Annotated in this window: 11 protein-coding genes and 1 pseudogene; 1 reads left to right on the top strand and 11 read right to left on the bottom strand. The window is 42.9% G+C overall.

Annotated elements, in window-relative coordinates; all coding sequences use genetic code 11:
* Positions 1-22 precede the first annotated feature (22 nt).
* From D9603_RS16800 to D9603_RS16780, 4 genes and pseudogenes are all read right to left on the bottom strand, one after another.
* A pseudogene (locus D9603_RS16800) lies at positions 23-304 on the bottom strand (RimK family alpha-L-glutamate ligase); the annotation flags it as partial.
* A 162-nt stretch (positions 305-466) separates the two neighbouring features.
* Positions 467-1,756, bottom strand: a complete 1,290-nt coding sequence (locus D9603_RS16795; RefSeq protein ID WP_128732186.1) for a Glu/Leu/Phe/Val dehydrogenase — start codon at positions 1,754-1,756, stop codon at positions 467-469.
* Positions 1,757-1,834: 78 nt separating this feature from the next.
* Entirely contained in the window at positions 1,835-3,808 is a 1,974-nt protein-coding gene (locus D9603_RS16790; RefSeq protein ID WP_128732185.1) for a UvrD-helicase domain-containing protein, read from the bottom strand.
* A gap of 561 nt (positions 3,809-4,369) precedes the next feature.
* Positions 4,370-4,825 (bottom strand): HPP family protein, encoded by a 456-nt coding sequence (locus tag D9603_RS16780; protein ID WP_128732184.1) that lies wholly within the window; start codon positions 4,823-4,825, stop codon positions 4,370-4,372.
* A gap of 110 nt (positions 4,826-4,935) precedes the next feature.
* On the opposite strand from D9603_RS16780, the gene D9603_RS16775 reads away from it, so the two are divergent.
* Complete coding sequence (locus D9603_RS16775) at positions 4,936-5,472, top strand: TetR/AcrR family transcriptional regulator (RefSeq protein ID WP_128732183.1); 537 nt, start codon at positions 4,936-4,938, stop codon at positions 5,470-5,472.
* A 32-nt stretch (positions 5,473-5,504) separates the two neighbouring features.
* On the opposite strand, the gene D9603_RS16770 is transcribed toward D9603_RS16775, so the two are convergent.
* The 7 genes from D9603_RS16770 to D9603_RS16740 form a co-directional block, all read right to left on the bottom strand.
* Positions 5,505-5,744, bottom strand: coding sequence for a hypothetical protein (locus tag D9603_RS16770; protein WP_125253825.1), 240 nt, complete (start codon positions 5,742-5,744; stop codon positions 5,505-5,507).
* Between the two features lie 133 nt (positions 5,745-5,877).
* Positions 5,878-6,756 carry a heme o synthase gene (cyoE, locus tag D9603_RS16765; protein WP_125253824.1) on the bottom strand — a complete coding sequence of 293 codons (879 nt, stop codon included), beginning with the start codon at positions 6,754-6,756 and terminating at the stop codon, positions 5,878-5,880.
* Positions 6,757-6,769: 13 nt separating this feature from the next.
* Entirely contained in the window at positions 6,770-7,129 is a 360-nt protein-coding gene (gene cyoD / locus D9603_RS16760) for a cytochrome o ubiquinol oxidase subunit IV (RefSeq protein ID WP_128732182.1), read from the bottom strand.
* Positions 7,129-7,749 (bottom strand): cytochrome o ubiquinol oxidase subunit III, encoded by a 621-nt coding sequence (gene cyoC / locus D9603_RS16755; protein WP_128732181.1) that lies wholly within the window; start codon positions 7,747-7,749, stop codon positions 7,129-7,131. The genes cyoD and cyoC overlap by 1 nt, the downstream gene beginning before the upstream one ends.
* Before the next feature lie 3 nt (positions 7,750-7,752).
* Complete coding sequence (gene cyoB, locus D9603_RS16750) at positions 7,753-9,735, bottom strand: cytochrome o ubiquinol oxidase subunit I (protein WP_128732180.1); 1,983 nt, start codon at positions 9,733-9,735, stop codon at positions 7,753-7,755.
* A 2-nt stretch (positions 9,736-9,737) separates the two neighbouring features.
* Positions 9,738-10,646, bottom strand: coding sequence for a ubiquinol oxidase subunit II (gene cyoA / locus D9603_RS16745; protein ID WP_128732179.1), 909 nt, complete (start codon positions 10,644-10,646; stop codon positions 9,738-9,740).
* Between the two features lie 689 nt (positions 10,647-11,335).
* Entirely contained in the window at positions 11,336-11,767 is a 432-nt protein-coding gene (locus D9603_RS16740; RefSeq protein ID WP_225740695.1) for a hypothetical protein, read from the bottom strand.
* Positions 11,768-12,209: the final 442 nt, after the last annotated feature.

Here is a 12,209-nt window from a genome sequence, read left to right as displayed (position 1 = left end):
ATTAAGACTAATTGGTATTAAAGCAGTGCACACCCAAACGCTCAAGGTGACGAATAATAGCAAGGGTAAAGTATGTGGTGCCAGCACCCATTCTGGGTAGCATAAAGTCAGGCAATGCAACAGGTTGCCCATCGATAAGAATGCTTTCTTCGTCTTCCCTAGTAACCAGAAGATCAAACTGATCCGGTGAATACACTTGAAGATCGATACCTTCTTCTTTTGCTACCGCCATCAACCTATCTATCTCGTAGATTTCAGGTTTCACTAAATTGGCAGAGTCTTTATAGATGATCCAACCGCGCATACAAATTACCCCTTGAAAAACAGATAACCAGAGCGACATCTACAATATAATGTAAAAACACTACTTGCCAGTAAGTGCTATCGCCCTATAAACAAAAGCGCGATTATGTGGATTCACCGAAAAACAGTACAGCAAAAAAATTTATCGACACAATCTAAAAAACTACTCGCGATTTTCGAAGTAAGACTGTGTCCCATGTGCCTGTAATGCGCTTTGTATTCGCTGTAATGCGATCTTATACACAGCGTCTCTAATGTCGAGCCCTTCCTCTCGGCTTAGCTCCCATGCTCGGTCAAAAGCATCTTGCATGTAATTGGCCAGTTTATCGTTCACTACTTGCTCATCCCATGCTTCTCCTTGACGATTTTGGCACCACTCAAAGTAGCTCACAATCACCCCTCCAGCATTCGCTAAAATATCAGGGATCACCATAATGCCGCGATCATTTAAAATGGGATCTGCATCTGCTTCTACCGGACCATTTGCAATTTCAACAATATAATTTGCAGCAATGGAGTCAGCATTTTCTTTTGTTATGGCACCTGCTAATGCTGCTGGAACAAGAATGTCAACATTCAAGCTCAGTAATTCATCGTTACTAATGACATCATGTTCAACACTTTCACACACAGAGTCTTTACAATAAACCGCTTTGAGCGATTTACTGCGCTGCTTTTCTTGATAAACACTTTCGATATCCAAGCCTTCCTTACAGTAAATTCCTCCCTTAGAGTCACTCACTGCTACGACTTTGTATCCAGATTGCTGTAACAGTCGCGCACAATGATAGCCACCATTACCAAACCCTTGAATTGCCACTGTTTTGTCCGAGTTATCCCAGTTATTTTTATTACTTAACTGTTCAATGATTAAAAATGCGCCACGACCTGTTGCTGATTCTCGTCCCGCGCTTCCACCAAAAATAAGGGGCTTTCCGGTGATCACCGCTGGACTTTTCCGCCTTGCAATTTTCTCATATTCATCCATCATCCAGCCCATAATTCTTGCATTGGTATAAACATCAGGTGCTGGAATATCTTGCTCCGGGCCAATGAAATCGGCATTAGCCCTAATATAGGCACGTGCTAGGCGCTCTAACTCCATTGGACTTAAGGTTTTAGGATCAACGGTTACAGCACCTTTTGCACCACCAAACGGGACACCGACCGCCGCGCACTTGAGTGTCATCCACAGTGCTAATGCTTGGACTTCGCTGACGTTGGTGTCTTGGTGAAAGCGGATCCCACCTTTGGTTGGCCCAAGGAGGTCATTATATTGACATCGATGTGCCTCAAAGTAGTCCAACTTACCGTTATCTCTGCGGATAGAGATATTACTAGACAAGGTTCTTTGGGGTTGAGCAAGCGCTTGATACGTTGACTGCTCTATCCCTGTTTTCTCTACGATTGTGTTTACTCTTTTTAACGCGTCTTTTAATAGATCTGTGCTCATCCTTACCTCAACATTGTTAGTGTGATAATAATGGTATGCGTGTAATGTCATAAAAGATCAAGAGTGGATAAACCTTAATCACGCAATTTCTTGTAGAAAATAAGACGGTGACTCATCAGGCTCCAAAAGAAAACACTGCTTTCTTGCTCGAGTTAACGCGACATAAAATAACCGCCTCTCTTCTGCATCTGCATAACTTCCTTTTGCTGGAAGTAACGCCTCTATTATCTCTGGTACTTTTATTTTTGATGGGAATAGGCGTGCTTTAAGGCCAAACACTATCGTGAAGTCGGCTTCTGTCCCTTTAGCGCCATGAAATGTATTGGTACTGATCGCCAGCTGCGGAAATAGTCGACGCCAGTTATCCACCTGCGCTTTATCAGGTAAACCTTTATGGTTTCGAGCAAGTAACAAAACTGATACCGCACCTTCGTTACGTTGCTCAATCAAATTAAGGAGTTGTTGAGCATCCATTATTTCGTCACCACTGGGGACTTTTATAACTCCTTGCCCTTTGATACCTAGTTGGTTTGAACTGATATCTTTGGCTATTTGCTCAGGATTTCGACATATAAACTCGCAAGCTGTATCCAGAATACTTTGTGGATAGCGAAAAGTTTTATCTAAATAGGTAGTGGTAGACTTTCCAAAATGTTTGGCAAATTCTGTAGTCAGCCGTATATCACCACCACTAAAGCGGTATATTGCTTGCCAATCATCACCTACCGCAAATAATTGGCTGCCAGTTTTTTTATCCAATAACGCTTGAACTAGCTTTGCTCTGACACGAGAAATATCTTGAAACTCATCAACCAAAATATAACGCCAAGGCACTCTAAATTTGTCATTTTCAACATAATGGATAGCACGTTCTAGCATATCATCAAAATCGATACAGGCCTCATTGGTTAGATACAACTGATATTCAGCAAGTACTGCCAGCGGGACCGTCATTTGATGATTAAATCGCATAATTAATGACTCTACCTCTCCCATTATTTGCGCCTGCTTTATCAACGGCAACATTTGGCTGAGTAGCTCAATGACATGTTGGGCTTGCTTTATAGCTTGACCATCCAAAAATTGATGAAAGGCTTGTTCAAAGTGTGTTTCTTGTCGCAAAGACTGGATAGCATCAGAGATAAATAGCTTAAACTGCGCCTTATCTGTTGCTAACGTTGACAGCACAGGTTTTGTTCCTGTTACTGCTTCTATGATCTGCATACTCAATGAGTGAAACGTTGAACAATTCAGAGTATTCGCTATGTCATTACAACGTTCTCGCATTTCAGTTGCAGCATCATTGCCATAAGCAAGTAGTAACACTTGATCTGCATTGGCTAGCTTTCGATGCAGTAAATACCCCAATTTTGCCTTGATAACACTGGTTTTTCCAGTGCCTGCTGCAGCCAATAATAGTTGCCTGTCATCTTGAATAATGCAGGCTTTACGCTGTGCGAGAGTCAAAGGGTTGGATTCAACTTGGTCAAAATAGAGCACATCTTGCCCCAAGTAGTACGCGACAAATGCACACTGAAACTCAGCAATATCATTCTCAGTCCACGATGCAATTTCACGTATCGTCGCCACCATGGGTTCAAGCGCTTTGGGTAATATTTCCTTATCAACCTCTTTCCAACTGCACCATAATGAGCCAGCCACATCAAACACTACTTTTTGTATGCTTTGGCTAAGATAGCGACTACTGAGTAGCGTTTCTATTTTTTTCACTTTGGCATGTAAGTGGTGACCATGATGCCTAATCCAGTATTGCTGTAATGTCTGTATCAACTCATTCGCACCATGATGTTTTATCAATATCAAATACGTCGCTGTTTCAGTCTGTATTTTGAGTTCTTGATATAACCAACGGCGACTAAGAGTTGGAGGCTGACACATATCACGAAATAACACCGATGTATGTGCAGATTTTGCGCTGAGGAACACCCCCTCTTTTGAATATTTAGCGCCACGGATCCCGTGGAACAACCGGCTAAAAATATGTAGTGCAATCAATTGATAAATCAGACAAGTTAACTCCCTTACCCACATGCTAGCACGAAACTCAAATTCTCTTTCAATGAAATTTCATCACTTTCGTTACTGTTGCCACATATATAGCGTGAAAAATATTAATCTACTGTTTTATATACTTTTATTTTAATTTTCACGATTCGCTTTTATTACCATTCAAACGCTCAAAAAATACACTTTCTGCGATTTACTAGAACATGATGCAACGGGGCTGTAAGAAAAGAAAATCAAGACAAGTTACTTAAATTATAAAGACGTTTTCTGAGGGGCAATTTATATCAATTTCCTTAGTTAAGTTGTCTATTTTGAAGCGAGAAAATTTTGTCGATAATCCCGCTACCGCGTTCTGCGATCGCCAAGGTATCTACATATATGTAGGCAAGGCAAAAATTTTGCTATTTAGTTGTTCTAAAAAATAAATTTTTAACGCTGTTAGCGTCAGATTTACGCCTTCAAATTAAGCAGGTATTAAGTCAAATTGGTATTATAGCGGTTGTATGCAGTAAACGAACTATTATAAAAACTGCAGGCTATCATAAGCCCGCACGTCGATTAAAGTGCTACTGAGTTTAATTCGCGTCAAGTTGCTACTTTAAGCTTATTTGTGAATAGTAAAGTCGCTTTGCCTACCAGCACTAAGATCACAGCACCAGTGATGACTGGCGTAAATAAAAAACTCCACCCTTCCATTGCTAGCATTATCAATATGGGATTTGCCCCAGCTGGCGGATGCGTCGTTTTTGTTGCCAACATACCAAATACTCCAACGCCTGTTGCAGCTGCCAAGGTGAGTTCATTTACACCAATATATTGCGCAAAAATAATTCCAATTGTTGCAGTAATAATATGTCCAAAAATAACGTTTTTAGGCTGCGCTAGTGGGCTTTTTGGCACACCGAACACCAGCACTGCAGTAGCGCCTAAAGGTGCCATTAAAAAAATATACTCAACACTTATCGTTTGACTAAACGCCAATATTGCAATGGCGATAAACGCGCCCGCTCCAGCAATTAAAGCAAGTTGTATTTCTCTCATTGTATACGTTCCCTTTCAAAAAAGTAGACCAACTTGTCTACCCCACAAATAGTAGACAACTTGGTCTACTTCTGTCAACCTATAATCACGGTAATAAACATGGCTGACTGATGAGTACTAAAAGGCAACAACTGATCGATTGCGCAATGGAACTGTTCTATCAACATGGCATTCATGCCATTGGCATTAACGAAGTATTAAAGTCATCTGGTATCGCTAAAAAGACTCTGTATAACCATTTTGAGAGTAAAGATGCGTTGGTGCTTGCAACACTTGAGCAGCGACATCACCAATTTATATCTTGGTTATCTGGTTGCCTTGAAGATGTCGAGACCAGTGAAATGCTCGAAAAGCAACTGTTCTTGGCGCTAGATCAGTGGATTAATAATAAGGTGGAGGTACTGGGCGAATTCCGTGGCTGTTACTTTATTAACACAGCGGCAGAATTTGGTGAGCTTACCAGTCCAATTAATCAACTATGCCAGCGGCACAAACTTGCGGTAAAAGCGTTACTCAAACAATCGCTCAACGACGCTGATGATGCCGCTGTCGAGCGCCTGTTTCTATTGGGCGAAGGGATTATTTCAACAGCCTATATCTGTCACGATGCTAGCGTGGCCAAGCGGGCAGTAGAATTCACGAGCTAAACAGCGTGCTATTTGAAGGTTCCACTTTATGCTTATTGCTCAGGTTTATCGCCTGATTTGGGGGCTTTTTTACGTTGTTCTTGTTTGGCTTTCGCGACATTTTTAAAAACAGGTGGTGGAATAGGAAAAAGAGAAATAAGCGGCATCAATGCCAAAAATAAATAGGCGCCTTTTGGCATTTTTTTGGCCCATAGCACGACCTTAAAAAGTAAAAAGGACGCGATAAAAATCGCCATAAATAACAACAATACCTCTGCTATCCCTAAATCCATTATTATCTTCTCATCTATTCAATAAGCTTGATATGGAGATAAAATGGGTAAAAAGCAAGCGACGTAAAACAAATAAGAACGAAAAAAGGCCCTGAGGGCCTTTGGGTTTTAGTTACTTTGGGATAATCTGCGATCAGTACAGCATCGCAGAAACTGTGCTGTGATTATCAATCGCCATCGCGATACTTAGGACTGTGATATTGACTATTGAGAATGCAAATACTTGCCTCGCCCAACCATGTAAATCTGAGTCTCTTTGGTACCCTTTTAGCGCCATCAATAACCACCAAAAACTGGTTGTACAGGCCACCGCCATAAATGCTACACCGGTGTAGCCGCTAAGCGGTAGTAACATCACCACCAGTGCATAAATGGCGATATACAAAACAATATGATGCTTGGCCTTTTCAACACCTTGCGCGACTGGCAACACCGGAATATTCGCGGCTCGGTAATCGTCAAAACGGAAAATCGCAATGGCGTAAGAGTGCGGCATTTGCCAAAGACAAAACATCAATAATAAAATGGCAGCGCCAGAATCAAACACCCCGCTTACTGCGCAGTAACCAACCACAGGAGGCACTGCCCCTGACAGGCTACCAACCACAGTGCCATACACTGAGTTTCGCTTCATGTATAAGCTGTAAACACCGACATAAATAAAAAACCCAAATGCGGCAAAACCCAGCGCAATCCAATTGGTGAAATAGGCTAAGAGCCCAAAGCCAGATAATCCGAGTACCAGACTATGTGACAGTGCAGCAACTGAGGAAATTTCCCCAGTTACTGTCACGCGAGTTTTAGTGCGAGCCATTGCCGCATCGATATCCCTGTCGATGACATTGTTAACTACACAACCTGACGCAACGACTAAAGATAGCCCTAGCAGAGTCAATGCAAATAGCAGCCAATCAACTTCACCTCGAGAGGCCAATAAAAAGCCTCCTGCGACTGAAATCAAGTTTCCCATAATGATCCCAGGTTTTGTCACCTGAAAATAACGACGCAGCATGACTACTCTCCTGTTAATACATCATCATGGCGTTCGATTCGTAGATGATCCAGACCGACAGCCCCACTACCATCACAATAATCAACGCACTAAAGATAAAGGAAAGCGTGCTTGCCTTGCCTTCTTCGGTAACAAAATTCAGGTGTAAAAAGTACTTTAGGTGCACCCAAATTTGCACTAACGCCGCTGTCACTAACGTCCAAAATGTCGTGCTAGATGACAAGCTGCCACTCATCACGGCAGCAAAAGGAATGGCTGTCAACATAACGGATAGCACAAAACCAATTAGATACGACTTCACACTACCGTGGCTGTCGTGTTCATGCTTATGAACATCAGTCTGTGCTAACGCTTGAGATCCACTATGGCTCATTACATTGCCCCCATTAAATAAACAACAGTAAATACACAGATCCAAACAATGTCTAAAAAGTGCCAGAATAAGCTTAAGCAGCTCAAACGTGTTACCGTTTGTGGCTTAAGACCACGACGTGTCACTTCAATCATCATCACACTCATCCAAATCAAGCCTGCCGTCACGTGCATACCGTGCAGACCCACTAATGAGAAGAAAGAAGTCAGAAAAGCACTATTTTGCGGTCCATGACCGTGTACTATTAAATGATGAAATTCATACACTTCCATGCCAATGAACACCGCACCAAAGGCAAATGTCACCGCAAGCCAAGATAAGGTTTGCGACTTTTTCTGTTTGTTTGCCGCTATCATGGCAAAACCAAAAGTAATACTACTTAACAGTAAGGCTGCGGTTTCAACCGCAACAAAACCCAGCTCAAAGATATCTTTGCCAGATACGCCACCTGCGGTGTTCATGTACAACACAGCGTAAGTGGCAAAGAAGGAAGCAAACAACAAACAATCCGTCATCAGATATAGCCAAAAACCAAATACGGTATTTGAACCTGTGTCATGGTCTGCATGCTCGTGAGCATCTTCTAACGCATGCAGCGTAGCGGGAGTAATAGCACTCATGAATTAACCCTCCTGTAATGTACGAGAAAGGTGGGCAGACTCAATCTGCTCAATCTCGTCAACCTGAACATAATAATCAACGTCGCGGGTGTAACAACGTTTAATAAATACCGCGATAGCACTGACTAATCCCACCGCCGCTAACCACCAAATATGCCAAATCATGGCAAAGCAAAACGCGGTCAATGACGCACTGATAAGCACTCCTGCGGGGGTATTTTTTGGCATGTGAATAGGCTGATAGTGTGCAGGTTTTTGGTATGCCTGTCCCTGCTCTTTCATTTCTGTCCAAGCGTCAATATTGTCAACCACAGGAGTTGTCGCGAAGTTGTAGTACTGTGGGGGAGAGTCCGTAGACCACTCAAGCGTATGCCCATTCCACGGATCGCCTGTGGTGTCTTGCAATTGCTCGCGGTTTTTGTAGCTCACCACTAGCTGTACCACTTGGAAAACTATCCCAAACATAATGATAAAGGCACCAATGCACGCGATGTATAGCCAAATGTTCCACTCTGGCGTGTTGGTATGATTAAGGCGACGTGTCATGCCTAAGAAGCCAAGCACATAAAGCGGCATAAAGGCCACAAAAAAGCCAACTAGCCAGCACCAAAATGAGGCTTTACCCCAACGCTCATCAAGCTTGTAACCCATTACTTTAGGGAACCAGTAAGCAAATCCCGCCAGATAACCAAACACTGCCCCACCGATAATGGTGTTATGGAAATGTGCAATTAGGAAAAGACTGTTGTGCAGCACATAGTCCGCGCCAGGAATTGCAAGCAGTACGCCAGTCATCCCACCTACGGTAAAAGTCACCATAAACCCTAACGTCCAAAGGACAGGCACTGTGATCCGTAACCGACCGCGATACATGGTAAATAACCAGTTAAAGAGTTTTACTCCCGTTGGCACCGCAATGACCATCGTCATGACCCCAAAGAAAGCATTAACATTGGCGCTTGAACCCATAGTAAAGAAGTGATGTAGCCAAACAATAAAGCCCAAAATAGAAATCGCACCGCTGGCATACACCATCGACTTATAGCCAAACAAGCGTTTACCTGTAAAAGTCGAAATAACCTCTGAGAAAATCCCAAACGCAGGCAAGATCAAGATATACACTTCAGGGTGACCCCATGCCCAGAACAGGTTGATATACATCATGGCATTACCACCGGCTTCATTGGTGAAGAAATGGAAGTCCATATAACGGTCAAGCGTTAGCATCGCAAGCAATGCAGTAAGGATTGGGAAAGACGCCGCAACTAGAATATTTGCCCAAGTACAAGTCCAAGTAAAAATAGGCATTTTCATTAGCGTCATGCCAGGTGCACGCATCTTAAATACGGTTACCAAGAAGTTCACGGCGGTGAGCAATGTCCCAAGCCCGGATATTTGCAGTGCCCAAATATAGTAATCAACCCCAACACCCGGACTAAACGACAACTCCGACAAGGGCGGATATGCCACCCAACCGGTTTTTGCAAACTCACCAAATGCCAATGATAAATTGATCAAAATAGCCCCACCCGCTGTCAACCAAAAGCTAAGGTTATTCAAAAACGGAAAGGCAACATCTCTAGCACCAATTTGCAGTGGCAAGATGATATTCATTAAACCAATCATAAATGGCATCGCCATAAAGATGATCATGATCACCCCATGTGCGGTAAAGATCTGGTCATAATGCTCTGGAGGCAGATAACCGGCTGCGCCGCTTGTGGCCATGGCCAGCTGTGTACGCATCATGATGGCGTCGGCAAAACCACGCATTAACATAATTAATGCCAAGATAATGTACATCACGCCTAGGCGTTTATGATCGATTGAAGTGATCCAATCGTGCCACAGCACGCCCCATTTTTTGTATTTTGTGACCATTGCCGCCACGATTAGACCAACAATCGTCACCACGGCTAACGTCACCATAATGATGGGTTCGTGATAGGGGATTGCCTCGATGGATAATTTACCAAACAACGACATAATTACTCCTCAGCCTTGCCGTGATGTGAATGCGCAGCATGCTCTGGTTTGGCGTAATAGTTCATTTCGCCATGACCCTGCATGTACTTCATAACTATGGTGTGAAATAAGCCCTGCTCTACCGAGCCAAAATACTCAACGGGGTGATATTCTGAAGGCTCTGTCAACTGCGTGTAACGATCTGCGGTTAAGGCGTCGCCGTTTGCTTTAACATCGGCAACCCAGTTATCAAAATCTGCTTTGTCTTTGGTGGCAATGGCTTTGAACTTCATTCCAGAAAAACCCGCCCCACTGTAGTTGGCAGAAAAACCATTGAACGTTCCCGGCTCGTTAGCAATCAGGTGAAGCTGCGTTTCCATCCCTGCCATCGAGTAGATTTGACTACCAAGCTGCGGAATAAAGAAAGAGTTCATGGTGCTTTCGGAAGTGATTTTGTACTCCACCGGGACATTCGCTGGAAACACCAGTTCATTCACGCTGGCAATGCCTTGCTCTGGATAGATAAATAACCACTTCCAGTTTAGCGATACCACTTGAATGGTGAGATGTTCTCCTTTGCCCTCCAACGGCTTGTATGGATCAAGCGATTGTGTAGAGCGCCAGGTGATCACCCCAAGCACAATAATAATCACAATCGGAATGGTCCAAACCACGGCTTCTATTTTGTTAGAGTGGGCCCATTTAGGTGCATAGATTTCGTGGTCACGACCATCTCGGTACTTCCACGCAAAATATAAGGTAAGAATAATAACTGGTACTACAACGAGTAACATCAGTACAGTGGCAATGATGATCAAGGACTTCTCATCCATGCCAATTTGCCCCTTGGGATCCAAAATGCCACCATTACAACCGGTGAGCATTAGCCCCAATGAAGCGAGCGCATAATTCACGACACTACGTTTATTCAATTGATTACCCTTCAACGATAAGCTGCGGCTTATTTATCAAGCACGCTGAGTATCTTTTTGTGCGAGCTACGCTGCACAAGTTCGAATTGCACTGTATCTATTAGGAAATACATTAGTGAAGGGAAACGCTTCGTTGATACCAGTCACTAACCTATTTACCAAATAATTGATTGATACAGTAAACGGACAATCACATCACCAAGCCTACAACTCGCTCAAAAAGGACGATAAGTAGCCGATTAATGTAATCGAAAGTGAATTGCTGACTGCTGATCTGCAAAGTGCAAATTGTTCCAATTTGATTAATTAAGTGATCGATTTAGAGACGAGAGCACCTTGTCGATAACACCGCAAAAAATTTGCTATTTAGTTGTTCTAAATAAACAATTTTTAACGCAATTAGCGTCAGGAGTCCTCGTTCAAATTGAACAAGCGTTAAGACAAATTGATATTAAGCACATTGGATCTAATACCAATTATCTTGATTAAGTGGTCTATTTTTAAGCGAGAAAATCTTGTCCATAACTCCGCTACCGCGTCCTGCTGTCGCTAAGGTACCTACATCCATATAGGCAAGGCAAAAATTTTACTATTTAGTTGTTCTAAATAAGAAATTTTTACGCTGTAGGCGTCAGATTTATGCTTTCAAATTGAGCAAGTATTAAGTCTAATTGGTATAAATATTGCGATTACGCAAACAGACAGCGGTATCTAAAAGGAGGAGCACGACAACCATGTGCGCTGGGCGCCGGTTGAGGGTGTATAGCCTCTGTAGAGGCGAATACCATTTTGCGTAGCACGATGCCAGCGCGTGTAGGCAAAATAGTATGGAAAACTAACCAATAAATACCAACCAGCAAGTGTAATGATAAAATAGGCTGAGCCAAAAACGCTCCGAGCATCACCACAAGAGAGTCTGGTAACGAATTATCTGCAAATAATGCTTCTAATTCAGCTACATCACCTAACATACCACTGAATAATAATACTGAGTTGGCTACCATTAACAGGCTAAGTACCGCAGCAACACGCCCAAATAACCAAACACGCGACGTGGTACTTCCTGAAACGGCAGTATCACTAACGACTGGTTTATCTGTAGCAAAGCTGTGTGAGGGCACGGATAGTCCTGATCTTTAATTGGGCTTAGTTAGTTTTGAACTTTCAGTTTAAACTGAAAATTCGCGTCGAAGTATAACAAAGTCGAAATGTGATTCAAGCGCTTTATGCAATGATCTACATCAATTTATCCTGCTTTAGCTCGTTGCTCAGAAGTAGGCGCTGCTTTATGCAGCGATCTGTAGGCCTCTCACACTTCTTGATATACACACCTGTCACCAAACTGCTCGGCGGGTAAACCACCTCCTACCAGACAGAATTGCCCTGCAGTAGAAGCTGCCTTACGCAGCGACCTTTAAAAAACCTCACACTTCTTGATATACACACCTATCACTAAACAGCTCGGCGGGTAAACCACCTCCTACAAGACAGAATTGCTTTGAAGTAGGAGCTGCTTTACGCAGCGATCCGTAAAAACCCTCACACTTCTTGATATACACACCT

This window comes from Pseudoalteromonas sp. PS5 (assembly GCF_004103255.1).
Lineage (GTDB): Bacteria > Pseudomonadota > Gammaproteobacteria > Enterobacterales > Alteromonadaceae > Pseudoalteromonas > Pseudoalteromonas peptidolytica.
This window is presented reverse-complemented; position numbering and strand designations above follow the sequence as displayed.